Below are 25,851 nucleotides of genomic sequence, written 5' to 3' on the forward strand. Positions count from 1 at the left end.
TGATTCCATTCACTCGAAGGCGGTGTCTACAATGCCAAACGTGATTGACCTTTTTTCTGGCGCAGGCGGGTTAAGTCTTGGAGCCAGTCGAGCAGGTTTCACTGTCATATCTGCTGTCGAACTTGACCCGCATGCAATCGCTACACATAGAACTAACTTCCCGAATAGTCAACACATCCAACGAGATATCATGGAATTAACTGGAGAAACTCTATTAGCTCTTTCGGGAATTTCTGCAGAACATCTTGATGGCATTATCGGAGGACCACCATGCCAAGGCTTTAGCAATATAGGGCATAGAAATGTAAACGATATCCGGAATACGCTTTTTATAAAATATTTCGAATTGGTAAAGGAAGTGCATCCACCCTTTTTTGTCGCCGAAAATGTTCCCGGAATTATGAACTCTAAATACAATCAGATACGAAACGCTGCATTTGATCATGTTCACGATTATCATCTCCTACCCCCTATAAAAATCGATGCCAGTGAGTATGGCGCACCCACAAAAAGAACTCGCATGTTTTTTATAGGATTTCGCAAGAGTGCTCGAATAGAACCGTTTACAAAAGCTGATATTGAGCAAATGAAAGTATCCTCTAATCAAAGGACAACTGTACGCAAGGCGCTAGAGGGACTTCCTTCTAATATCCGATATCGCTTAAATGACACAGGGATAAGGAAAATCGCAAATGAGTATTACAATCGAGATTTAATGCATATTCAGTCAACATTTTTTTATGAACGAGTAATTGGAATGAGACCAATGAGCTTAGGTAATGCTGATTATATTCAAAATTATGAACATCATCATGAAGTAAACGGCTTCTTTCCTACAAAACATACGCAAATCGTTAAACAAAGATACGCCCGATTAAAATATGGGCAACAAGATCGAATTTCAAAAGCCACACGTTTAAATCCAGACGGATTTTGTCCAACCCTTCGAGCAGGAACAGGTCCTGAGAAAGGCAGCTATCAAGCCGTTCGTCCAATACATTACGCATATGCTCGTGTGATAACGCCACGTGAAGCCGCACGTCTACAAGGCTTTCCCGACTGGTTTAAACTTCCAGAAACGATTTGGCATAGCTTTAGACAAATCGGAAATAGTGTTTCTCCCATCGTTTCTGAACGTGTTTTACAAGCAATTTTTCAAAGGTTAACTTTATGAAAGTTGGGATAATATTTATAATAAGCTATATAACTATCTATAATACTGTTGTCTTGATTAGAAAAAACAAACGGAAAATCATCCAATAGTTGTTGTCGAATATCAGGATTCGGCAACAACTTATTTATTTCAGACAGTTCACGTACTGAGAGCGGAGGAATCACTATACGGCACGGAGAACGCCACGAAAAATTATTATGAGGGTAATTCCGTAAGATCTCTTTTATTATCGACTCATCCTCATGTTTTTCCAATACGATGCCAGTAAATGTCAGCATTTGTTGGCCATCTGCATAAACAGTTGAAAATAGAGGCAACATGAATTTAGAACGATATGGAGGTCTATCATCCAGTAACTGAGTTGTAATAGATTCTAAGATCTGCAAAAGAGCCAACGGATAATTCGTACGCGTCATATGTTCAGCATTGAGGCAATCAGGAAAATATGAATCCGGCACACGTTCTTTTAACGTCTTCAATCGCATAACTTGTATTTCATCCGGAAACTTTGATTTCCCTAAAGAATCTGGCTGAGCATTTAGAGTAATTCTAACAACGTCATTTGGATTAAGTCGGGGCAACAATGTTGCATAATCTGACAACTGTTCACCAAGTTCAGATGGTGCAACAAAATCTAACCAGAAAATATTATGGTCATCATCATCAAGAATCAAATCAGATAAATAATCTGTGCTACCAACATTCTTTATCTCAATACAATTATACGGACAATTGAACCTAGCTCGCTGAAATTCTATCGGATCCTTTTCTAACGAGATCATTTTAGAAATATTCAGTGTTTCATGTAATAATCTGAAGTCATCAAACAAATACGAGCCAAAGCCTGTATAACAATAATCCCCTATCGAAAGTTTCCCATTTAATCCAATTAGTGTTTGAAGAAACAAACTGCGGTCAATACTTTTATTTGGGCGCAAATGATAAAACGGTTGGTTTGGCACATCACTCACCTTCTCCATTCTTGGCTTTAGCTAACACAATATCAAAACACCTCTCACCAACCTGAGATGGAGAGATCTGATGTGTGCGATCTTTGTAAAAATACTCAACAATATCAAGGATATCCTCTAAATCTTTGCTAAACCGTATGATCCTATAGGGTTTAGCGTTGGACGGTTTAGGAAGACTAGGATTAAAAACCAGACCACCGCGATTTTGACGAAACTGTACTGATACAACTTCTTCAACCTCTTTTTGAGTTCCGATCAACTTTTCAACAGATATACTTTTCGCCGCAGCAGAGTACGCTCGTTCTTTTTCAGTTTGCCCTTTCCATTTATTTGTATAATCTGTGAACATTTTTAAGCCTTGACGCATTCGATCTTTTACAACTGCATAAATAGCAGATGAAGTATCAACACCTCGTTTTGTAGTTGTCATTGGCAAATTCTTGGGACTATTGCTTTCAAAAATCACTATACCTCGAATTCCAACAAACTGTGTATGATATTGGGGAATCCCCGCCTCTCCCCACCCCGTGAGATGTGATTTATCATTATACACTACAACTCTATCATTGCACACGATGGTCCATCCAGCCTCAGAAGAATATCTTTTCAACTCATTTTCATCATCAATATCTGCCAGAGAAGGTGGCGGTGCATAGAATCCTACAGCCAAACTCACACTTACATCTCCAAAAATCTGCTTGTATAAAAAAGGTTTTATTGCTACGCTCTCCGAGGTCGACGCTATTAAAAGTTGAATTGGAAGAGCTGAAACTGGCCTGTCATTAATTTTAATACTAAATCCCTTTTGAATTATAAAACTATAACTTTGCTTGATAGACTTAATAAGCCTATCAATAAAATTATTCATTTTATCTTCAGTATTCCAATTTTCGACAACACCCTTATTAATATTCTCAATTTCTATACGAGTGCCACCAGCCTTAAGCTCTTCTGCGTTGCTCATCTCATCAATAGAAAAATCCCATTCATCCTCCAAGTCAACCCAGTTTTGAGGTATTGTTACTTTATATAAGACACCATTATTGCGAGTAATAACAGAAGCAGATCTTCCAATCTTAAAAATGGCGCGTTTCATACCAATCCCATATATTCCCACGGTAGGAAGATCATCGCTCTTTTCAGAAGATCTTCCCATTCGAAAAGCATACTTTTCTGCAATCTCTAAAGGAATGCCACCGCAGTTATCCTCAACGACAAAACGTCTTTCATCGATAGTAATATGCGAATAATATCCAGAGTAGTAATTCATATCACTTCTCTTGTCAATATCCTTTTTTTGCCGCACCACACCATCAAGGCAATTATCCAATAAATCCAAAATTGCATCGCTAAGCTCAATATCTCGCGTAAGCATACCAACAAAAAATTCTTTTGTTGGCGCACCGTTTGCTTTTTTCGCCATAAATATACCTCCCTTAGAATAACAGTCTTAGGTCAGGAACGTCCCTATTTAGAAATTAGCTCCATTGTTCATTTTAGTTTACCATTTCAACCATTGCGAAATCAATCAAAATAAAAATTACAATTACTAGAAGTATAGCCATTAGAGTTAACAACCCGAACGCTATTGACTTAAATTTTATCTAATCATATTGTAACATTAATTTGATAAACAGTCTATCATCTCCATAAAAATCATAAGCATGTTTCTCATAGAAAACATTCCCCCCATGCCCCTACTACGCCAGCCTTTTCGCCGCTGTCAACAGTTTGGCGAAATCTGTCTTGAGCTGCTTCATGTCCGTCTCCGCGCCCCAGCTGAGGCGGATGGAGCTTTCGATCTGTTCCGCGGGGACGCCCATGGCGGCCAGAACGTAGCTCGGAGCGTAGCTTTTTGACGTGCATGCCGAGCCGTTGGAGATAGCGCAGTCGTCCCTTGCGGCGATCATCAGCGCCTCCGCGGAGACGCCGTGCAAAGAGAGGTTGAGCGTACTCGGCAAAGAGAATTCTGCATCGCCGTTGACCGAGTACGCAAGCCCTGCTTCATCGATCATCTGCAGCAGCATCGCCTTGATCTGCTGCAGTTTTCTGCTGTCCTCTTTGTATCGCATGGCGGCAAGCTCACAGGCCTTGCCGCAGCCTGCCGCGAGAGCTGCGGGAATCGTGCCCGGACGAATGCCGCGCTCCTGCTCGCCGCCGTAGAGGATCGCCTTTACGGGAGGCAGCTTATAGTCGCGCTTTTTGAGCACGAGCACACCGACGCCCTGCGGACCGCGCATTTTGTGCGCGCTGAAAGAGAGCATGCGGTATTTCAGCCGCCGCAGTTCATCGACGAGCTTGCCGCAGCTTTGCGTAGCATCCACATGAAAGAGAATCTCCCTCTTTTCCAACTCCGCGCCCAGTTCTTCCACGGGCTGGATAACTCCCGTTTCGTTGTTGACATGCATGAGGCTGACGAGCAAGGTGTCTGCTCGCAGCTTTTCCATGATCTTCTTTTTCGCCACGCGGCCGGACGGCTCGGGTGCGACGATGTCCACAACGAAGCCCCGCCGCCCCATCGCCTTCACCGTCTCCAGAACCGCCTTATGCTCGATGGCGGACGTGATGATATGGCGCTTGCCGCTCTGCTCGGCATATGCCGCAAGGCCTTGGATTGCGATATTGCTGCTTTCCGTCGCGCCGCTCGTGAAGAACACCTCGGCAGAAGTCACGCCCAAGAGCGCCGCCACCTGTTTCCTCGCATGTTCCACAACGGCTCGCACAGCCTCGCCGTAAGCATGCGTGCGGCTGTCTGCGTTGCCGATCTGATTTCGGTATACTTCCATCATCGTCTCTACGACCTCGGGCGCGATCGGTGCGGAGGCGTTCCAGTCCAAATAGATGCTCATGATTTCTTCACCGCCAGTGCCAATAAGTCATCCATGCTCTTGATGAAGCCCGTGCCCGAGAGATATGCGATGCCGCGCTCAAGGTGCAGGCGAAAATACTTCGCCGCCGTTTCATCATCCGCCTCAATCTCCATGCGCATGCACCACGCCTTGATCAAAGCCTCATAGATCTCGTAATATTCGCCGCCGAACGTGTACCACGACATTTCCAGATTGCTGTCTGCGGCAAGTGGAAGATCCGCGGGCACGTTTTTTTCTGCAAGCGAATAGAGAAGCGCCCAGCGACAGAGAATATTCCAATTTTTGATGCCCGTCTTGCCTTTCAAGCGGGAGAGCTGGTCCTTCGCCTGCTGAGAGAGGCGCACTTGTTTAATGATCATCGTCGCAGAAATATCCTTTCAAAATCGTCGTGCTCTTCGTCGCCTCATCGTAGTGCAGCGTAAATTCATCGCCGACCGAATCCTTCAGCATTGCGTAATAATCTTCATCGATCTCCGCATCTGTCGACAGGATGATCGTCTGACTTCCCGCCTGCGGGAAATATGTCGTGACGAGCGACGTCCGATGCATGGAGTCGAGACGCGCGAGCGGCGTATCGATGATCACGGGGAGCTTCTTCTTCGAGCAGATGGCCAACGCCCAGAGGACAGCGATCACCATCAGCTGCTTTTCGCCCGCCGACAACGAGTCCTTCGCCACCTTTTCGCCTCGATCGTCCAGGTAGGCAAGTTCCAAGGTATCCGCATCCATGACGATCCGCTCGATCATGTTCTTCTTGTTCGCCAGCTTCTTGTAGCATTCTGTGACGGTATCGCCGAGCACGCCAATTTTTCGCCGCTGCAGCTCGACGGTAAATTCTTCCGTCAGGCGCAGTGCCATGTTGGCGTATTTCCTCATGCGCTGCCGATCGTCGCGCAGCTCCGCATCGTGCAGATAGGCTTCCGCCTGCCTTCGATATTCGGCATCGGCGGCATGAAGCGCCGCGCGCAAAGCAGCCGTTTCCTGCTCCTTTGCCGTCCGATCGATCTTCAGCTGCACGAGCGCGGATTCCTCCTCCTTGATGCGGCTGAACAACGCGCCGAGAGTTTTTTCATCGAGATCCACAGCGAGATGGCGCTCCGTCTCGTCGAGTTTTTTCTGCAGCAACGCCTTTTCGCCCAGCAGCCGCCGCGCCGTTTCCACACTCTCGGCAAGCAGATGATCGAGCAGCGCATTGAGTTGGAACAGCGCATGATCCGACACTTGGTAAAGCGGTTCCGACGCCGTTCGCTCCGTCTCTTCGCGGACGTACGCCAAGAAATCGGCGTTCGCCTGCCGTGCGCCTTCGTGCTTGGCGGCATATCCTTCGAGCAGCCCTTCCATCATGCCGAGCGCCTGCTTCATGATCAAATCATCGTGCTCATCCTCCGACTGCAGCTTGACTTCGCTGATGAGATCACGCACCAAGGCGAACGGCAATTCTCCAGCGGCACATTCCGCCAGCGCGCCCTTGTTGCGCTCGATTTTTGCCAAAAGATCCGCGCGGCGCTGCATGAGGCTCTGCCGCTCCTGCGCCGCCGCGCCGCCCTTGATCTCATATTGGCGGTGCAGTTCATCGATCGCCGCCTGCCGCTCTTCTGTCTGCATCTCTAGGCGTGCGCCCGCTGCCTCCAGCTCGGTCAGCTGCACCGCCAGGCGCTCCTTTTCCTGCCGCAGATCCTCCAAGCCGGCAGATGCGTCTTCCTTTTTTCCGCCGCGCGCCAGGCGCCGCACGATGCGCGAGAGATCGCCTTTCAAACCGTCGAGAACGCCGATCCCCAGCATGGAGCGCACGGAGTCCTTCATCTGCACATTGTTTTCATCAAGCGCCAATTCGGCGATTTTTTCCCCGTCAAAAAAGAAAAAGCGTGCCAGCGCCGACGGGAGAATATTTTCCACAAACATCGCCCAATTTGCCGTCAAAAATTCGCTGTACGCGCCGTTTTCCCAAACGGTGATCGTCTCTCCGTCTCCTTTGGCTGCGGTCCAAGCACGACGAATCCGATATTCACTCTGCTCGCTCTCATCCATGAGGAATGTCAGCTCCACCGAGGCACGCTTCTCGCCGCTGCTATTGTTCACATAGGCGCGCAGGTACTTCCCATACGATCTGTGCGCACTCTCTTTATAAGCGATGGAATTCGCGCCGTAAAGCGCCAAGAGGATCGCTTCGAGAAAAGTCGTCTTGCCGTGGCCGTTCATGCCGCCGATCAAGACGATGGGGCGCGTATGCGAAAAAGAGAAGGTGTTTTCCCCGGCATAGACGCCAAAATTCTGCAGCGTGAGCTTCTTGATGATCATCGGCTTTCATCCTCAATATCCAAAGGTTCTTGCGAACGGTCGGGCAAGGCGGCATCCAAAAACGCTTCGTTATATTCTGCGCCCAATTCCTTTTTTCGTCTCATGCGTTCTGTATAATACCGCACTGCATCGGCTTCGTCCTTGTAGAAGGAGCGCCCGATCGCGGCCTCCATCGCCTCGAGGAGCCCCTTGCGCGCACCGATCCCCGAGGCGCGGTTCTCGAGATCGACAAGCGTATACATCATTTCAAAGGCCAGCTCTTCCCCGCCGTACATGCGCGTGCAGACCCCCGCCAAAACATCCCACTCGTCCTTGGCGAAATTATCCAAGGGCAGCCATGTCGGATCGCAGAATGGCTCTTCCATCACATCTTCATAAATCGTCGGAACGGAATCGATAAATTCATGCTTTTCCAGAACCCAGATGCGGCGAATCGCCTGCAGCTCTTCGTGATGAATCAGCTCAAGATCGCGAAACTCCTCCGGTCCCGTTTCTCGAATTTTCTTCTGAATCTCCAACAGGCGGCGCAGCCAACGTTCGCGGACCTCCCTTTTGTACGGCCCGTGAAAGAGCTGTCCATGACTGCCTTGCAGGTGTCCGCGCATGCGTCGGAAGCTGCGGCGCTCGCGATCGTGCGCCAGATCGCCGAATTCATTTCGAAATTCCAGCAGCGGCAGCATCCATTCCTTCTCCTCGTCGTTGGCGATCATCGCTTCCATCGACTTGTCGCTCTCGACCATGGTGCAAACCCAGCAGCCGAAACGGCTCTTGCCGCACGACGGCAAACTCTCATCGAGCATCAGAGGACATTCGTTGTCCGCCGTCGCCCCGCGATACATGGTCAAAAGATCCTGATTGGAATAGCCCCAAGGATTCTTGTACTGCATCAGAAACATCCAGACATCATCATTCGACCATGCTTCCAACGGAGAAAACACCAGCTCATTGGCCAGTGTCGGATTGGGACTCAAAAGCTCGCGAACCCTCTTCTTCTCAAGATTCGTCATCGTGCGATGGCGGCGCGCGCTCTCCGTCTTGCGCGTTCCCAGGACGAGAATGATCTCGCCGTGCTCAGCGAGTTTCTTCTTGATAAAGTCGTTCACGGGACGGATCTTCAGCCGATCCGTGCACCAGCGATACTTCATGCGTGGGAACGGGTAACCCCTGCCGAGAAGATTCACCCAAAATGTATGATCGTAGTCGGGCACGAGTCGCGTCGGAATGAACGGCAGCTGACGCGCTGCCGCGGCCTCGCACATCGCTGCAAGCGACCTCTCCACCCACTTGGAGACGACCGGCGACTCCACCAGAGTATCGGTATTCATGATATGCACGGACTTCTTCCTCTTCTCCAAGGGGAGAGCCTCGAGCGCCAGCCAGACGAGCTGCACGACGGCAGTGCTGTCCTTGCCGCCCGAATAGCCGATCATCCAAGGGATGTCATCGGACAAATAGAGCTCTTGGATCGTCGCCATCATGGAGGCGATCTTGTCCTTCGTTACATTTCCCATAATCGTCGTATCCCGCTCCTATATTCCTCTGAACCCATATCTTTCGAGTATATGGTCTCTCCATGCAAAAGTCAAATCGTACCTTCGATCAGCGAGGGAGAAACGACAGTCGAATCTTCTTTTCCAGCCCTTCCTTGCGAAGCCAGGCCACGACTCCCTCGCTGAGATCGGCCGCCGTAGCTTTGCCCGAGGTCATCTTCGTCAGAAACTCCACCGTCTCCTCTTCCATCTCCAAGCTCTGGATCAAATCAGCGGCACGCTTCATTGCCGCTTTCAAACCTATGAATACCTTCGTCTCTGCAGACCAGTCTTTCGCTGTCTGAATCTCTTCCATACAGCGATCTGTCTTTTCTTCGTCGATTCCTCGAATGACGCGCAGCGTGTTCCATGTACCCGCCGTATAACTGCGGAAATATGCCGACCACGCCTTTTTCATCTGTCCGTGAAGCGCATCATAGCGGCGTTTCGCTTTTTCCACGCTTTCCTGCACAGCGTACCCAGTACTCACGGCAACCTCAAGCTCATCGAGCAGCGTCAGGCAGTCTGTCCGAAGCTCCTCCGAAACGGGAAATTCCAGCGTATCGCGAACACACGCCAAGGAGTCAGAAAATCTTTCCGCCGCCTCGACCACGGCACGGTACTTCTGATCGAGAGCCGCCTGCTGCTTTTGGTTCGCCCGTCGCTCTTCCCTCTGGCGCAGGGCTTTCATATCTTTCATTTTTTGATCGAGCACATCGAAGATCATGCCTGCGCCTCCTTCGTGAAGCAGAAACGGCCCTCCTCAAGCTTCTGCAGTTCCATCTCATAGCGAGCGGCCGAATGCTCCTCAGAATCTTCTCCGCCCAATGCCGCCCGCCGCTTCGCCATCTCGGCGTCGATTTTTTTGAAGTCGGCTTCCAATCGCTCGAACAAGTCGAGCAAAGGCTTCAAGTCCGTCAGAGGATCGCCCGAAAACGCCAGGAGCACCGCCAACGGATCTTTCTCTTCCAACGCACCGCCGACATCACTCAGCGCCTTGGCGATCTGCTTTGCCCCTTTCTTCACCGGATCGGTCGAAAAGAACGCCACGGAAAACTGTGTGCGATTGGCCTCGTCGTAGAAGGCTTTGACGCGTTCCGCCAGCATCAGAAGATCGTCCTCTTCCATCGCCTCGCCGTCATCGAGCTCATCCGTCCCCCAAAAGGCGCGAATCTTTTCCATCATGTCCCGCGCCTTCTCCTGCTCGGCATCGGCGACCTTGCCGACGCGCTCAACGATCTTTTTCAAATGGTCGAACACATCGCGCCTGCGCTTGACGGGATCTTGCATCTCGAAGGCCGTCTCCGGCACAGAGAGCCTGTTCGACTTAACTTTGCGCAGCGTGCGCGCCAGATTCGGCTCATCCAGAACGATCACGGAACCGCCGTCGCCCTGCGTGATGTTGAAATATTGACGAACCGTTTTCCTGTTTGTCTCGTCGGCGCCTTTTTGCGAGAGCAGCGCACAAAGGGCGCTCCACTCCCGCACATGGCTGTCTGCCGCCGCTTTCTTCTCCTTCTTCTCAAAGAGATGACGCACCGTCAGATTCTTCAAGCTCTTCTCGCGAAACTCGCCGCCAAGAATCTGCCGGTAGATTTCAGCGGCGATGGCGGCTTCGATATAGGAGGCGTCTGCATCCGCGTTTTCACGCACGGCTTTGAGCAGAGCGCTTTTTATGCGCGAAGTCCACGAAGTGATGAAGTACGCGTCCAAATCCGACTCGGGATAAGCCCAGCTCTGCCCGCCATATTCGCGCCAACGCAAAAAGGCCGCGATAATGTGCATGGACTCGCGGCTGGCAGGCATCGTATAAAGCCCTTGCGTGCGCTCCCTCGTTTGATTCTCAAAATCCACGAGGGGCGCACTGGAATCCTGGATCTTCCCCATCTGATCGAGGGAAATCCCCTCCGCCTGCCACGGAATTGCCGACAGCAAATATTTGGCGATGTCGTCGCGGGCAGCGCGCAGAGCGCCGCTCGTGCCGCCTGTTGAGGAAACGTCAATCGCCTGTCCTTCGACCCATTTGCTCAAGACCGCGACAGCCCTTTCGACCTTTTCCACCCTTCCTGCAGAAACGACGGGCGGCTCAACGGGCGTTTCTGCCAGGCTCGCCGCCAGGCTTTTCCCAGCTACCGATGCGTGAGCGGCGGCAGCGGCAGGAGCGGCGGCCGCTGCAGTCTTGGGCGCTTCGACTTCGGACAGGCGCAGAGGCGGCATGGCAAGCTCTTCGAGGATGTCGCTTCGGACGCCCGCCTGATAGACGACGCCGTCTTTCGTGAATTGATCGGGCGTGCCGTCTCCCCAGATGCTTAAAAAGCGCCGGACTCGCGCCGCCTCCTGCTCGTCTCGAATCTGCGACTCGATGCGGTAGCTCAGCGTCGTATTCGTCCGCACAAGCGGCCATTGGATGCTGGGGAATTTTTCCTTATGGCTTAAAATATCATTGACCACAGGCTCGATCACATCGCGGATGATGTAGCGCGGCGTCTGCTGATTCTGCTTCAGGGCGTGCTGATAGAGATAACGAATGCTGTTTTTCGTAAACGGATAGAGGCACAGCTTCTTGTCAAACTCGATCGGCACAAACTCCCAATTCTTTCCCTCTTTCACCGTATGCACGGGATAGTCCGCAGGCTCGGCTGCATTTTCCAGCCAGTTGGCGATCCGAGATTCGGGCACGGACATCGCGTTGAGGTAGCGTCCGACGAATTCAAACAGCCCCGCTTCATCGAAAGCGTCACTCGGAATGTAGACGTACTGCGTGATGCGATCCTTATGATTGTCGCGGAAGTTGTGCTGCAGGTAGTTGCCCGTCGTGCCGATGATCGACGAGATGCGGCAGAGCTTCTCCCCCTCATTCATGCCCGTATGCTCAACGATCAGGGCGTCGAGCAGCGCATCGTCGACGCCCGTAAAAGATGTGACGTCCTCGATGAAGAGCGTCAGACTCTTGCCGAGCCGAAACAACTCCCTGCGTATGTCGCGGAAGATATCGCGAAAATCGCCGGCAGCAATGCCTGCACAGCGCTGAACGACGTCATTGACAAACTGGTTCAGATAGGCGGCAACCTTTTTCGCCTCTTCCCTGCCGTCCTCATCCGCCATCAAGGCGCGCACCATCTTCATCGCCTTGGGATCGACGCCGGCGCGCTCGATCTGATCACTGAGTTCTGCCGAAATGAAGAAATCCTCCGCGGTGAACTGCGCGATCGTATCCCTGTCCACGAGGGAATTTTCGGCGATCTTCGAATAAATGCGCTCGATCGGGCCGTCCGCCGCTTCCAGGCGCACGCGCACCACCTCGTTGTTCAAAAAGGCGATCAGACGCTTCCTCTCGATATTTTTCAGATGAATCGAGCGATCTTCCTCGTCGTGTTCCACCTCGTTCAGAACTTCATGGTACAGCCGCCCTTTGAGCTTGTTCTCATCCTCATAGGCCGCCGCTTTCAGCAAACGGTCATAGGCGTCCTTGTTGGCGATCTCCTGCACCTCAGGCATATCTAGGAGCTGCCGGATCGTGCCTTTCAGCGTGTTGTCGCTCCTGCGAATGAAAAGCACGACCTCCTGCGCGGGCTTGTTGTGCCGATACTTGGCTTCAAACCAACGAATCAGATGCGATTTTCCCGTGCCGCTTTGCCCGTATACAGCGATGAATTGATGCTTGTTCTCTTTGTTGAGAATAATCGCCTTGTATATTTCCTCTTCAGAGTACTCCTTGCCGTCAGACGGCGTTATATCGAACTTATTCATCAGACGAAGGCGTTTGACGGCAACATGGGTCGCTAAAAAATCGCCCTGGGAATATGTGATCGAGTCCGGCTTCACGACAGAGGCAAGCCGCTCTCTCGCAATCGTTAAATCCACAACCTGCCTCCTATTCGAGAATCGTGACGTTCGTGACCGTAGTCTCAACGTCATGCGCCTTCAGCGGGTACAAGCTCCAGATGTCCTGCTGATCGAGAATGTGCTCCATGCGAATGAAGCCGGCATCGTGCAGCGTGCGCAGCCCGTTGGAAACGCCGTAGCTGAGCTGTCGGTTCGACAGATCAGCATCAATGACAATTCTGGCGCGCGGCAGAATCTTTTCGATAAATTCACCAAAGGAATACGCATGATGCTTTTCAAAATCCGTGCCGTCCATGAGATCGTGCAGAAAAACATCGGCATTGGGCACGAGGAACATCCCATGCAAATACCCAAAGCCGAGGTATACGATCCAAAAGCGCCATGCACGCATCGCTTTGGCGTCGAGCGGACGGCCGACCTCTTCTTCGAGCGAAGGCGCAAGATTGGCGACATTCTGCTCCCCGTGCAGCACGTTTGCCCCCCGCGCATAGTAGGCCTTCGTGACCCGATAGAACTGCCCGTCAGCAAACTCTTCCAGCCTGCCGTTGACATATCGCCGCATGTCCGCCATCGAGCGCACGGCCGAAGGGGATGCGGCAAGCTCGACATTCTGATCCGTGACGCTGATCAGTCCCAACTCCTCCGCCGCCTCTCGGTAATCTGCAAAATACGATGTCGACTGCTGCAGGTAGTCAGGCTCCATCTTATTTTTCAGCTCTTGCACTGTCAGCGGCTTTTTCTCGACGATCTTGCACAGCGTGTACACGCGCTCGGGGATAGCGGGCGTCTTCATCTTTTCTCGAAACATGTGACCTCCTAAAGAATGGCGCTCACAGGCAGTACAGCACCGTCCACAAGATCGGCAAAAGACTTGTCCTGTCCTTCAAAATACGTATTCTCTTGCAAAATATGGACGAGTTTGATTTCCTGACGCTCGCTCAGATATTGGGCGACGTATTGCAGCAAGTTCCATACATCCTTCGCGGAGCCGCCGTACTCGACGGCAATGATGCCGGAAAGGTAGTAGTATGCTTTCTTCTTGATCAACTCCTGCAAATCCTTCTTGTAAAGAATCATGAAGTGCGTCGGCGCGTTGATTTTCTCCAAGACGGTCTCCGACAGGGCGTCATCGCAGGAAATATAGGCTGCAAGCCGATAGCGGCAAAGAGCTTCCATGAGAGCCGCCCGCTCCTCCGGCCTCGGGATCGTGATGATGCTCTTCGCTCCGGCAAACAAAGTGAGCTGATCTGCAGCAAATGTTTTCGTCGGCAGCTGCACGGGAACTTTGAGCGGGTAGTCCAAAAAATCAGCGTCACATACCTCGTCATGTGCATCACAGCCGGCACAGAACTCCGAAACTCTGTCGTATGTCTCGTAAAACATCTCTGACCAACAGTCGCGCCCGCAATTTTTTATCGCCGTTCGCATCGAGCCGAAAGCCTTGACGTAATACGCCCACTCCTGTTCACGATAGCCGCCGATCCGCTCCGTCTGCTCTTCCTCATCCGCACGGAGCGCGTCATCCGTGATCTCAACGACAAATACATACTTCGACGAATCGGGAATCACCTCACGGATTTTAATCAGTCCGCATCGGCGCAGAAATAAGAGCACATAGATATTCCAATTCCGATCAGCGTCGGAAGTCGGCGCATCATCGAAAACATCACGGTCGGCATAGCTCGGAGAAATCGACGTGTCGAGATAGACGAGATTGTTCATGCGCCTCGAATGAGGATTTTTATACATGCTGTTCCAGCGTCCGACAATCTTTTCCGTCGTCATGACCCTCTTGGAAATGCGCTGGAAGGCCGCCTGTACATCATCATCCGTGCACAGCATGATGCTCAGGCACGGCAAGCCGTCGCGCCCGCCGCGCCCCAGCTCCTGGTAATAGGCATTGGCATTGGGCGGAACGTACAGATGAAGCACCGTCCGCACATCGCCCTTGTCAACGCCGACGCCGAAGGCGGATGTCGCCGCCATGACGGAAAACTGATCGTCTGCCCAGGCATCGATCCGTTCCTTTCGCACAGCGCCCGTCGTCTCGCCCGTGAAGGTCTCGACATTGCGGATCCCATGTGCGCGGAGGAAGTCAGCGACGTCTTCCGCCTCAACGGGCCTTGCCGTATAGACGATCATGGGATGCGGCATTTTTTGCACGAGTTCGAGCATCTTTCGCTGCTTGTCGGCAAACGATTTCGCCTTGACGAGCATATAGCGCGGCTCATGGCGCAAAGCATCGCAGCGTATTTCCAGCCATTTCTCGCCGCCTTCGGAGAAAAAGTCTTTGAGAACGCTGCAGCAAGGCTCATCAAACGTCGCGGAAAGAAGAACCGTCCGAATGCCGGGATTGCTCGCCAGAAGCCTCCTGCGCCACGATTCCAGACACTGATAATCGACGCGGAAGGACGCGCCCCAGTCGACGACGATATGCGCCTCATCGATCACAAGGTTTCTTAAGTAGCGCGCGGCATTCGCCTTCTTGACCGCCTCGGCGAAGCCTTCGTTCTTGAGCAGCGCTTCCGGCGAGATGAAGAGCATCTTCGCCGTCTTCTTCTCGATCGCCTGTAAGATCGGCACGATGGTGACGCCGCTGCTGTAAAAGAAGATCTCTTCATCAACATGGGCAGACTGTACAATCTTTTTCGCCGTGCGCACTTGGTCGATCGCCAAAGACACCGTCGGTACAACGACGATGGTCAAGCCCTCTCTTTGATACGCCAGCGTCTGCGTGATGAGGCTCTTGCCGCCGCCCGTCGGCAGGGATATGAGCGCCGCATAGCCGTCCGGTAGATGGAGCGCCCCATATACGGCAAGCTTCTGCGCCACGGATTTGAAGCGGCGAAAGCCCGTGAGCCTGCGAATCAAGGGATCCGTATGCAGGGAAAAACCGCCAGAGGACGTCCTGTGCGATGCCGGCTGTGCCAAGAACACGGTTTCCGCGAACATGCGATTGACATAGTCGGGAAACTGCGCGACGGCATGCCACCTGCCGTCCGAAGCGTCCTGCACAAGCCCATAGTCATTGTCCTCGGGAATCGGAACGTCATCCACGCGGATCTTCCCCTGCATCGAAAGAAGATAGTTGCGCAGAGCCAGCAGGAAATCATCCCTGTCGTCCTGCCGTCGGTCAGGCGCAAAGCTCTTCAAAAGCCGCTTCGCCGCATGGAGCAGAAAACGTTCGTGCGCATCCGCCGCAGCGGCAAAATCCAAGATCGGCGGATCGCCTGCCCCGTTCAAATACCGCTCGACAGCTTCATTAAGCTTCGCCTTGTCCATCGCTTTTCTTCACCATCCAAACAAAAGCCGCGGATTCAAGGATAATCCGCGGTTTGCTCATGGCCTCCCACAAGATCTCCTGCTCCTTTTTCAAGGCCTCCATCGCCGCATCATCCGCACCGTAAAAGGCGCGTTCCGCCGCCCTGGCGGACAACGCGCGCTCCATTTCTTCGCGTACCCCTCGCAGGTTGGATCTGCGCTTGAACTGATGCAACGCTTTCTCATAGGCTGCTTTATATCCATGCCGGACAATTTTCCGCCATCGCTCCTCAGGATACTTGCGCTTGAACCAGGCAATATTCGCCTTGTCGGCAATTTCCTCCTTGAGATAGCCACAGCCGCCCCCTCTCTGGCCGAGGTGGATCGTCTCCTTCTTGTTCCATCCCGCGCGAATGATGCGCATGTATTCCCGAACGACATCGTCTTCGGCAAGATCATCGGGATTTTCCAAGTCGACGGATACGACAACCTGCTTTGACATCAAGTAGTTTCGATAAGCCCCCAGAGCATACGGCGACAGTCCATGTGCGAGAAGATGCGCTTCATTGGGCGCCATCGACCAAGTGAAAACCAGCCCCGTCCAATGCAGATCGGCATGCACGGCAAAAGCGCTGGCTCGCCCCTTGCAGGAATGCATGGCATTCTTCACGATACAGTCAAAAATCTCATCGCCGGGAGCGAAGAAGTGCAGATAGTCGTTCTCGATCGCCTGTTTTCGGCTGAACGTCCCGCGAATGGCTCGCCTCTCTGAACGAATTTCCCGACTCTTTTCATACGCCGTCTGAACGCTTTGAAGGAAACGGTTCTGCTCCGAGGCCAGGTATTCATTCCATCGCGGCGGAATCAGCTGCGAATTCATCGCCGATTTGGGCGAAAACGACTCCGCCCGATAGGTGAAGACGCCGTCTTCGCCGCCGAAACCGTGAAAGCCTGCCAGACTCGCCCACTTCGTCATGGTCACGGCGAAAAGCTCGTTTTCATTCTGCGCATAATAATCGATCAAGCGCCGCAATTCCTTATACATCGGGCGAAACAGGAAGCCGGCGGCATCATAATTCTGTTCCTTGCGCACGGCTTCCCGCATACGCTCCGCCGATGCAATGATCTTCGGTACGGCAGAAAAAAGACCGTAGGCAAAATCCTTCCGAACCGCGGAGATAATCTCCTCGTTGATGTCCTTCATGATGATTTCCATGCCGCTCAAAGACTGCGTGAAAACCTTCAGCCCCTTGCTCCAAAAATCAAAGAGCGCCGCCTCGAACGACTCTTCCGTATGGATGACGAAGGACGTGACCACCGGCCTTGCCAAGTCGCGCTCCAAACGATCCAGACGCCCGATGCGCTGCTCGATGCGGCTGACATCCCACGGAAGGTCGATGTGGACGAGGCAATCCGCGCATTGGAAATTCCGCCCCTCGCCGCCGGTGGAATCGCAAAGCATCATGCGGCATGCGGCTTCATTCTGAAAGCGATAGGCGTTCAGCTCGATCTCTTCTGGAGCCATCTCTTTCCCGAAGAAACTGATCTCTTCTGCTGGAAACACAGAGGACAACGCCTTTTGATAGGCAGCAAAAGTCGTCGGCTCGTCGGTGAAGAGGACGATCTTCTGATCGTAAAGCTCGTCATAGAGAAGATTCATGACCGACGCCATGCGCGTGCAGTAATCCTCTTCATATGCCTGCGGATCGTCGAGAATCGCCGGCAGATTCGCCAGAATATGCTCCTCCTCCTTTACCCATTGCGCCGCATGTTCCATCAAGCGGGCATCCGGTTCAATCCCACACGTTTCCAGACGCTCAAGCTCTGCGCGAAACGCCCACGACGAGCTGAAGAACGCGCTCAAAAGCGGGCGAAGTACGCCCTCTATGTCGAGGTCTGCAGCCTGCTCCGTCATCCATTCGGTGATGATCCCATAGCAAATCGCCTCGTAGGTGTTTCGATCCTTGTCTAGCGCATAGGAAACTTCCTGCAATTCGCGCGTGGGCAAGAGGCGCGTACCGTCGTCGCTCTCCTCGAGGATTTTTCGGCGACTGCGGATGACGTTGCTCTCGACCTGGTAGTTGCCGCAAATATAGGAGATGACGACCTTCATCGCATAGACGCCGAGATCCTCTGCGGAAAAATCCACCTTTTTCAACAGAAGAGAAAGCTTATCGTCCCCCAATTCATCACAAATCGCCTCCAAATCCGCGAAAATTTCCTCGAACAGTTCCTCACAATCTTCAAGCGCATGTGGATCCTCTCCGTCATCTTCCACCGCCCGAATCTCGTCCTCATAGTCGCCCAGATCATCCAAAAGCAAGGCCGTCTTTTGAATGATCTTCCCCTGCTTGCCCACGAGAGCGCGAAAGTGCTCCAAATCGCACGCATCGTATTTGCTTGGCAGCAGAAGGCGCAGCAAGTCGAGATACTCTTCCTCGCGCTGCTGCACGGGAGTCGCGCTCAGAAGCAAGATATTTTCCGCTGCACGGCTGATCCCATGCAAGAGCCGCGCAAGATGCTTGTCGGCAAGACAGCGATGCACTTCATCTACGACGACGAAATCCCACGCCGCATCGGCATCCGTCTCCTTCAGCTCCGAGAAAGACTGCAAAACCACACGGTTGTCATCTTTGCCAAGACCCACATCGATATTGAACTTCAGCAACATTTCCGTCTTCCATTGTTCCTTCAGCGGATCCGGAACGAGGAGCAAAACGTTCTTTTTAGCGGAATCCTTCATATAAATTTTCAAGATGGAAAGCGCTTCGATCGTCTTACCCATGCCGACTTCATCGGCGAGCATATACCTGCACGGGCGCTCCTGCAGGCAACGCATGATCGTATTGACCTGATGCGGCAAAAGATAGATCTTCGCCCCCGCCAGCTCCTTGAAACCGCAGATGGAATTGTCCAAAACATTCATGCTGCGCGAAACTACGGCATGACCGAAGAACCAACAGGGATTTTGAAATTCATAGCGCGAGAGCTGGCTCACCGGTCTGACCCTGCCGTGCGTAAACGGAACGACGATGTCCTTTTCCGACACGCGAAGCACTTCCTTATCCGCTTCCGTCTGCACATAGTACGCATAAAAGCCGTCGTCAAGCTTCTGTCCCGAAAGAATCGTGCAGACCTTCCTCTTGTATACGACTTCCGAGCCGATAAACAGTCCGCAATGCTCCACCGAATCCAACGGGAATTCGATCAATCCCTTGGGTACATTTTCAAAGAACAGAGACCAGCCGAACGGATCATGAATTTTCACCGTAACCGTATGTTTGAAATCATCCACCTTCGTGATCTGACCGCACACGAATACACGCGGATCCGTTTCACTTTCCAGATCTGCGGGGCATCTCACATACATCTTTTCCTGCAGCATAGGCGATTCCCTCACTTCTCCATCCCTCCGCATGGGCGGTGCAAATCTCCTGATTGGCACAGTATCTGCACCATAGATGGGGACTTTTCCAAAACTTCTTCTGCAGGGCGGCCTCGTTCAAGCTCTCGGCGATCTTATCGTCGGACACCTCGTCGAACTTGCCGCGCAGAATATCATTTTGAGAATTTTTTCCATCGGTCAGCTTCTTATGGATGAACAATTCTCGAATCATCATGTACTGCCGCATCTTCGCTGTGATCTGCGGAAAAACCTTCGCCTCCTTGCCGTTCGACATGCGGCCCTTGACCTTGCGCATAATGTCCATGCGGTTCATATTGGAAACAAAGGGGAAGTACGGTCTAAGCTCCTCAAACGTTTCATGCAAATACTCGACGAGGGCGGTTTCACTGCGCACCAGACCCGCCAGTTTCTCCATCGCCTGGTTTTCCAGTATGACCTCGAAATATTTCAACAGCAGGAACGGCTCCTTATATACCGTCGTGCCCTCGATGATCGACTCCAACAAAAATTTATATTTGCATATCCTGTAACGGAAGTAATCGTACTTGTCGTACTTTTTCAAGGGCATGCCCATCGTCTGAATCGCCGACACGTCCTCGACCCACGCATGTCTGCGGCTGTCCTCGAAAGTGCGCTTCTTCGCGCCGAGAATCTTCAGCAGGTAGTACGGCTCGCGCTCCTTTTCGCCCGTGCGCCGGACGTAGCTGAGCTTGAACCCGGCACGATTGAACGCCAGTCCGTAGAGCAGCGCATACCGTTTGTAATTCTTATACTCGCTGCGCGCCTTCACATAGACCTGATGCTTCCAATCGACAGGATCCTGCGCCGCCTCAAAGAAGGAATCGGTCAGCGGCCACGGAAATTTCGCCCGCCCCGCCGCAGCGAGATCCTCATCCGTCAGACAGGCAAAGTGATATATGGTCGGCTCGCCGTTCGTCTTGTCGTTGAGACTGCGCAAAATGTCGCCGTCGATCTGCTCGAAATTGCGCACGATCCACTGTGCGCTTTGCACGGGATTCGCTTCCTGCACGAGGTAGATCGACATCGTCGCCTTGAGACAGGCAAACGAAGCGGACTCCTCAATGTCCTCGACCTCATCGAGACGCACAAGCACGCGGCGGAGGATGCCGTTGAACTCCTCGTCCAAAACATGCGCATCGAGCACATCCTGCTGCAAATACGCCTTGAGCTTCTTATAGAAGCTGCTGAAATTATGCGGCTGCCTTTCAAAATCCTCATAGAAATACGCCGCCAATTCCGTCAGCTCCGCCAGCGCTTTTCCGAGCCGGTCGATTTCATCGGGGGCGACATTGTAGTATGCGAGATGGCTCACATATTCCTTTTTCTTCGCATCCGTCATGTATCGCTTATTCTTCCGCAGCCGACGCAAACGCGAAAGCATCTCTTCGATCGAAGCGCATCCTTCAAACAAGGCGGCCATCCTGCCCCAGATCGTCGACAGCTGTCCTGCATGCTCCTCTTTGAGGATTCCCGCATCAAGACATTCCCGGACGTCTCGCGCATCACGAACCACCATCTTGTTTGACGCAATATCCCACATATTCGCTATAGCGACGAAGAAGCGTCCCAGAGGATAGTGGAGGAACTGACGCTCGCCGAACTGTTCGGGGAAATAGATCTTCAAGATCTCATTGGCAGAGCTGTCGGCGGCATAAATCTGCTCGCGCATCATCGCCATCGGATTCGCAGGATTTACGCGTGCAGCACTTTCAAAGACATCGGCGACGTATCCCGCGAACTCCGTCATATTGTCAAACTCAAGGATTTCAAAGGGCGCGGTCTGCACCGGAGCTGAGGCGTCGCCCTCGACCAGCCGCCCGATCTTGTCTGCCAGAAGATTGCCTTCGCGGCTGATCGGATCTTGCCCGATCGACCGAAACGCTTCGCCGCCGAAGTTCGTCATCGGGCAGTCGAACGACGTATAAATATCAATCCACGTCTGATAAATATTTTGATACTGCTGCTGATAGTTGAAGAGCAGAATGATCTTCTTATGCTTTGCGGCCGCTTCAATCGCGCGCAGCATGATCGGCGTAAATTGATGAACGCCATGAATGACGATACGATCCAACGCGATGCGGCTGCAGTCAAGCGTTTGGTGAGCTGCCTCCTGCATCGTGTGCAAGAGCGCCTCGTCCATTTCCGCCTCGTCGACATCGCTCGAAAAGGCGAAGCTCTGCCCGCGTTCTGCCGACGACAGCCTAAAAAGCTCGACGACGATCTTCTGCGCCGGCGTAAGCGCCTCCTCGCGAAGCTCTGCGGCGTCGATGCCAAGCTCCACCATCGTGCGGATGCTTTCGAGCACCTCGTCGCGATTTGCGAGGAGCGCCGCCCGCATCTGCTCCTGTTCCTCCGCCCCTGCAGCGGGGAGTGCGCACTCGGCGATCCAACGGTCGATCGCGGCGTGCTGCTTGATTCGACAAGCCGTGCTCTGCCAGTAGGGGAACAGCGCCTCAACGAAATTCCTCACCGTGGTCACTCGCCCTTGGACAAAGTCTTCCCGATACAGATATTTTAGCCCGTTCACCAGCGTCTGCGCCGCACAAAAGTAGGGACACGCCTTGATCTCGTCCCAATACGGCTCTTCCTTCAATCTGTACGGATCGCTGTACGTATATATGACAATTGACATCTCATACCTCCAGCAAATCACTCCAAGTGACAGAAGTATTGCGGTTCGGACGATAGATCCACACGCAGCTGCGAATCGCCCGTGTCAAGGCGACATAGAGGATGCGCGATTCCTCGGCAATTTGCTCGCGCGTCTCCATGCTCTCATCATAATGAGAGTTACGAACTTCGATCCCGCTATCGAACGAGACAGTATACGCCAATTTGCCGTCGGAATAATGTGCATCAAGCCCGCCCTTGCTCAAGCCTCCCATGTCCGCATCCGTATAGGGAAGCACGACCATGCCATACTCAAGCCCCTTCGCCTTGTGCACCGTCGTACAGATGAGCTGAATCCCCTCGTCATCAAAGTCGATGTCGCGCGCCGGCTGCTTCTGCTCGGTCAAGATCGAGACCTTCAAATACTCCGTCATCTGATGAAGCGTCAGCGCATCCGCGCGAGAAAATCGAATGATGCGTTCGAGCAGATACTCGTAGTTCGCCATATAGTACCTTTGCTCGGCCTGTTCCGAGCTGTACTTCTTCCATGGCTGCAGCGCTTCGTACAAGTGACGAAGGACAAAAAGAATCGGCTGTGCATGCGCCTCATTGACAACCTCTTGCCACGTCTTTTCCATGTGAATCGTAAAAAACTCATCCAGAATGCGCCGCAAATCGGCAAGACAGGCGGCAGACTCCATGCCGCGATACTTCTGATAATCGAGCCGCAGCCATGTATAATTCGACTCGATGAAGTTGACCAGATGAACGGGATTCGCGCTGTTTTCCAGAGCGAGCAGCAGCTTGTAGAGGTCCAGCGTCGATTCCAGCTGATAGAGCTCGCCGCCGGACTTCGTATGAAGCTCGACGCCCCTTTTCTTCGCCGCATCCGTCAGCTTCTCCACCTGCCAATTGCTTCTGACCAGGACGGCAATCGTGCGCTCAGCCTTGGAAAGCGGCTGCTGACGCCGCTCCTCGCGCTCCTTTATGAGAGAGGCCGCGATCTCCTCCTGCGCACGCAGAACATCGATAACCGTATCGAAAAACGCCGCCCTCGACGGACACGGAACCGATCCAAACAAATCCTCTTCGGCAACACCCGTCTCCACACTGCCGAAAAGGCGATCAGCCTCCTCACGATAGGGAAGATACTGCTGCTTGCCCATGCGGCAAAAGATTTCATGAAGCCGCTCCAACAGCCGCCAGTCGCTTCGATAATTGCGCGTGAGCGAATATGATGCCCAGACCATGCGCACATCGCTCATCAGCTGCTTGAAGGCACTGAGACGCGCCCCGCGGAAGCGATAAATGCTCTGCTTCAAATCGCCCACGACGAACAAGTGGCAGTCCGCGTCCACCTTCTTTTGCAGCTTGCGGAAGACCTGAATCTGAACGTCGTCCGTATCTTGAAACTCATCGATGAACAAATATCGGCTCTTGAGCGAGCGGAGCTTCTCCGGGCACTCATCCAACACCTGCTGCAAGAGGATCAGACATTCGGTCAAATCCAGCGCATTGGCGGCATGCATTTCCTGCCCATAGATTTCTTCCGCCAAGACCACGACCTTTTCGATCAAATCGTTGAAATACGAGATCGGCTGATCGTCCACGACGCCCATTTGTGACCGCTTGAGCCGCTTTAAGTCAACACTTTTCGCCAACAGGCGATCCGCCATGCTCATGAGCTTCTTCTTCAGCTCATAGAGCGGCACGGGAATCTCCTGCAGAAAATTCGGATTTTCCTCTTCCATCTTTGCGAGAAAATCGTTCAAACAATCGTCGTAAATTTTCCCGCGCAAATGCGCATCCGATGCAATGCGAAAATTCGTCCCCAGACCTGTATAGAGCGCCTCCCCGCGCAAAATGTCAAGAGCAAAGCGATGGATCGTAGAAATATGAGCATGATCCACCTCCTCGACCAGCCGCAAAAAGCGCGGCTGCTTCGTCAAGACGAAGGAATGGACAAACATCTGCTTCAGCCGCGCCTTCATATTGTTCGCCGCATCGTTGGTGAAGGTCACCATCGCAATCTCTTCTGCGAGATTCGTCACAGCAGCCGTCTTCTTGCCGCACAAAAAAGCGACGCGGGAAACCATGGAAAACGTCTTTCCTGTTCCCGCGCCTGCCTCAACCAAGATATGCGCATTTGCCGGTGCATGTTCGATCTGATACTGCTGCGCATTGAAGAACGTAACAGCCGACAACTTCTCTAAAAGCTCCCGCTCCGCCGCCCCCTCATCAATCACAACATCCGCCGCCGCAATCTCTATGAGATTCTCAACGAAATAGACCTCGAGGTTGAACGTGCGAAAAGAATCCGCCCCCACAACAAGCCCATGCGCATAGCCGATCTGCAAGCCGTTCGCACTCGGCTCAATATTGCGCCGCTTGAAGCCCGCATCGAAAGCGGCGGCAAGCTGCTCATACACCGTGCGGTCGCCCAAAAAGACAATGCGTTTGCTCCCTGCGAAATACTCCGATATGATTCGATCCATCTCAGCCTGCCCAAGCACCCCGAGATGGATCGAAAGAATCGAATACGGCTGAGCAGCCACCTCCGCTGGTCGGGCAGTCTCCGGCAGATTCGGCTCCCAATCCCGCCGCAGCCGCAGAAGAAACTCCGCCGAAAACTCCGCATGAGGAACATGACGCAGCGAATCATACGCCCCATGTATTTTCCCGAGCAATGTCTCGCGGCTCTCCAAGTCCTCCTTAAAAATCGTAAACGTCTCTTCCGAAACAACATCCAAACGCGCAAAAAGATACTCCGTCCTGCTGATGAACGGATAGCACACCATATCAAACACACAGGGACTGCTGTTATACTTCTCGCTGATTTTATTCAACAGGGCAAAGCGATAGGCACGCGCCTGCTTCTTCGGTGACCTCTGCGGCGCATCAAGCCCCTCCACGAGAATTCGATCAACACCTTCGACAAGCACCTTGTCCGCCAGCCACCCCTTGACCTCGATGACCAAAATGCCGACACCCTCGATCAACAAGCAAAAATCAAACTCGCGCCCGTTGACCTCACGGTTATTGTAAACCACAACAGAATCCGGCAGCAGCCGCTCCAAACTCTCCCAGACTCTCACTTCCCCGCGAAAGGAAGGCCTCGCATCGATCATCTTCGCCATGGCTGTTCTCCTAACCCTTTGCGTATATCAGGATATCCATACTCTTCTCCAAATTAGACGGATGGCTGTCTTTCTGATGGAAAACACATCAAAGTCGGCTAACCTCTATGCAGTCTAGGCCATTAAATAATTCTCATATATTAGAGTATAACAGGTGTCTTGTTAACAGGCAAGACGCCCCCCTGATGACAACGTTCGGAATATAAAGCCTTCCTACTCGGCTACAAGATGCAATTCGCCAATATAGCGACGGTTAGCAAGCAAATTAAAAGGGACTCGCGACATCTACCATCTGCACTGCTTAGAAAACGGCATTGCGGCGATCCATGATCACATAGCCACTTTTCATTGACCTTCACATTGTCTTCCGTCAAATATTCCAAAAACCTTTCCAGTGGCACAGCTCAAGCCTTCAACTCCTTAGCGAAAGTGCCTTCTTTCGGACTTGCATTCTTGGGGCAACTGCGCTTTTTCAAGACTTCCCGTGACCTTTTTCTATGCCTCGCGCCATGTAGCGCGACACCTCATTAACGGCTTCCAGTAGCCACTGAACAATGTGGAGCGGGCGTTGCGGAAAGATTCTCGAAGCGTGGGGTTAAATCTAAGTCCAAAATTTTACTTTCCCCACCATATCATCCTTGAGAACGAGGAGCAAACAAGAATACAAACAGACTGCTTAGCGAATGTTTTCCCAAAGAGCAAGACATTACCAACATACCAAATGCATA

The 25,851-nt window shown here is 52.4% G+C and carries 14 protein-coding genes; 1 reads left to right on the forward strand and 13 read right to left on the reverse strand.

Features of this window, described 5'->3' with window-relative positions:
• The first annotated feature begins 31 nt into the window (after positions 1-31).
• Positions 32-1,174, forward strand: a complete 1,143-nt coding sequence (locus HMPREF1153_RS12220) for a DNA cytosine methyltransferase (protein WP_009645404.1) — start codon at positions 32-34, stop codon at positions 1,172-1,174.
• Here the strand turns inward: HMPREF1153_RS12220 and HMPREF1153_RS12625 are convergent.
• From HMPREF1153_RS12625 to HMPREF1153_RS02365, 13 genes are all read right to left on the reverse strand, one after another.
• Positions 1,156-2,136, reverse strand: coding sequence for an O-methyltransferase (locus HMPREF1153_RS12625; RefSeq protein ID WP_009645259.1), 981 nt, complete (start codon positions 2,134-2,136; stop codon positions 1,156-1,158). The genes HMPREF1153_RS12220 and HMPREF1153_RS12625 overlap by 19 nt on opposite strands.
• Position 2,137: 1 nt before the next feature.
• Positions 2,138-3,568, reverse strand: a complete 1,431-nt coding sequence (locus HMPREF1153_RS02310; RefSeq protein WP_009645409.1) for an ATP-binding protein — start codon at positions 3,566-3,568, stop codon at positions 2,138-2,140.
• A 277-nt stretch (positions 3,569-3,845) separates the two neighbouring features.
• On the reverse strand, positions 3,846-4,994 hold the full coding sequence (locus tag HMPREF1153_RS02315; RefSeq protein ID WP_009645306.1) for a cysteine desulfurase family protein: 1,149 nt from the start codon (positions 4,992-4,994) through the stop codon (positions 3,846-3,848).
• Complete coding sequence (dndE, locus tag HMPREF1153_RS02320; RefSeq protein WP_009645245.1) at positions 4,991-5,374, reverse strand: DNA sulfur modification protein DndE; 384 nt, start codon at positions 5,372-5,374, stop codon at positions 4,991-4,993. The genes HMPREF1153_RS02315 and dndE overlap by 4 nt, the downstream gene beginning before the upstream one ends.
• Positions 5,364-7,313, reverse strand: coding sequence for a DNA sulfur modification protein DndD (gene dndD, locus HMPREF1153_RS02325; protein ID WP_009645334.1), 1,950 nt, complete (start codon positions 7,311-7,313; stop codon positions 5,364-5,366). Before dndD ends, dndE begins: the two co-directional genes overlap by 11 nt.
• Positions 7,310-8,824 (reverse strand): DNA phosphorothioation system sulfurtransferase DndC, encoded by a 1,515-nt coding sequence (gene dndC / locus HMPREF1153_RS02330; protein ID WP_037369529.1) that lies wholly within the window; start codon positions 8,822-8,824, stop codon positions 7,310-7,312. Before dndC ends, dndD begins: the two co-directional genes overlap by 4 nt.
• Before the next feature lie 88 nt (positions 8,825-8,912).
• Positions 8,913-9,569, reverse strand: a complete 657-nt coding sequence (locus HMPREF1153_RS02335; RefSeq protein WP_009645398.1) for a hypothetical protein — start codon at positions 9,567-9,569, stop codon at positions 8,913-8,915.
• Positions 9,566-12,706 (reverse strand): hypothetical protein, encoded by a 3,141-nt coding sequence (locus tag HMPREF1153_RS02340; RefSeq protein ID WP_009645323.1) that lies wholly within the window; start codon positions 12,704-12,706, stop codon positions 9,566-9,568. Before HMPREF1153_RS02340 ends, HMPREF1153_RS02335 begins: the two co-directional genes overlap by 4 nt.
• Before the next feature lie 10 nt (positions 12,707-12,716).
• Positions 12,717-13,496 (reverse strand): hypothetical protein, encoded by a 780-nt coding sequence (locus tag HMPREF1153_RS02345; protein WP_009645258.1) that lies wholly within the window; start codon positions 13,494-13,496, stop codon positions 12,717-12,719.
• Positions 13,497-13,504: 8 nt separating this feature from the next.
• The gene (locus tag HMPREF1153_RS02350) at positions 13,505-15,970 is read right to left on the reverse strand and encodes a DEAD/DEAH box helicase (RefSeq protein ID WP_009645247.1); all 2,466 of its coding nucleotides are present in this window, start codon (positions 15,968-15,970) and stop codon (positions 13,505-13,507) included.
• Positions 15,951-19,334 (reverse strand): SNF2-related protein, encoded by a 3,384-nt coding sequence (locus HMPREF1153_RS02355; protein WP_009645331.1) that lies wholly within the window; start codon positions 19,332-19,334, stop codon positions 15,951-15,953. The genes HMPREF1153_RS02350 and HMPREF1153_RS02355 overlap by 20 nt, the downstream gene beginning before the upstream one ends.
• The gene (locus HMPREF1153_RS02360) at positions 19,285-22,008 is read right to left on the reverse strand and encodes a hypothetical protein (RefSeq protein ID WP_009645309.1); all 2,724 of its coding nucleotides are present in this window, start codon (positions 22,006-22,008) and stop codon (positions 19,285-19,287) included. The genes HMPREF1153_RS02355 and HMPREF1153_RS02360 overlap by 50 nt, the downstream gene beginning before the upstream one ends.
• A 1-nt stretch (position 22,009) precedes the next feature.
• On the reverse strand, positions 22,010-25,123 hold the full coding sequence (locus HMPREF1153_RS02365; RefSeq protein WP_009645401.1) for a UvrD-helicase domain-containing protein: 3,114 nt from the start codon (positions 25,121-25,123) through the stop codon (positions 22,010-22,012).
• Positions 25,124-25,851: the final 728 nt, after the last annotated feature.

The organism is Selenomonas sp. CM52 (genome assembly GCF_000292955.1).
Classification (GTDB): domain Bacteria; phylum Bacillota; class Negativicutes; order Selenomonadales; family Selenomonadaceae; genus Selenomonas.

What these genes read in the sequence shown, in the direction of transcription:
- HMPREF1153_RS12220 (WP_009645404.1), top strand. Translation starts at nt 32, where the DNA reads ATGCCAAACGTGATTGACCTTTTTTCTGGCGCAGGCGGGTTAAGTCTT.
- HMPREF1153_RS02310 (WP_009645409.1), bottom strand. Translation starts at nt 3,568, where the DNA reads ATGGCGAAAAAAGCAAACGGTGCGCCAACAAAAGAATTTTTTGTTGGT.
- HMPREF1153_RS02315 (WP_009645306.1), bottom strand. Translation starts at nt 4,994, where the DNA reads ATGAGCATCTATTTGGACTGGAACGCCTCCGCACCGATCGCGCCCGAG.
- dndE (WP_009645245.1), bottom strand. Translation starts at nt 5,374, where the DNA reads ATGATCATTAAACAAGTGCGCCTCTCTCAGCAGGCGAAGGACCAGCTC.
- dndD (WP_009645334.1), bottom strand. Translation starts at nt 7,313, where the DNA reads ATGATCATCAAGAAGCTCACGCTGCAGAATTTTGGCGTCTATGCCGGG.
- dndC (WP_037369529.1), bottom strand. Translation starts at nt 8,824, where the DNA reads ATGGGAAATGTAACGAAGGACAAGATCGCCTCCATGATGGCGACGATC.
- HMPREF1153_RS02335 (WP_009645398.1), bottom strand. Translation starts at nt 9,569, where the DNA reads ATGATCTTCGATGTGCTCGATCAAAAAATGAAAGATATGAAAGCCCTG.
- HMPREF1153_RS02345 (WP_009645258.1), bottom strand. Translation starts at nt 13,496, where the DNA reads ATGTTTCGAGAAAAGATGAAGACGCCCGCTATCCCCGAGCGCGTGTAC.
- HMPREF1153_RS02350 (WP_009645247.1), bottom strand. Translation starts at nt 15,970, where the DNA reads ATGGACAAGGCGAAGCTTAATGAAGCTGTCGAGCGGTATTTGAACGGG.
- HMPREF1153_RS02355 (WP_009645331.1), bottom strand. Translation starts at nt 19,334, where the DNA reads ATGCTGCAGGAAAAGATGTATGTGAGATGCCCCGCAGATCTGGAAAGT.
- HMPREF1153_RS02360 (WP_009645309.1), bottom strand. Translation starts at nt 22,008, where the DNA reads ATGTCAATTGTCATATATACGTACAGCGATCCGTACAGATTGAAGGAA.
- HMPREF1153_RS02365 (WP_009645401.1), bottom strand. Translation starts at nt 25,123, where the DNA reads ATGGCGAAGATGATCGATGCGAGGCCTTCCTTTCGCGGGGAAGTGAGA.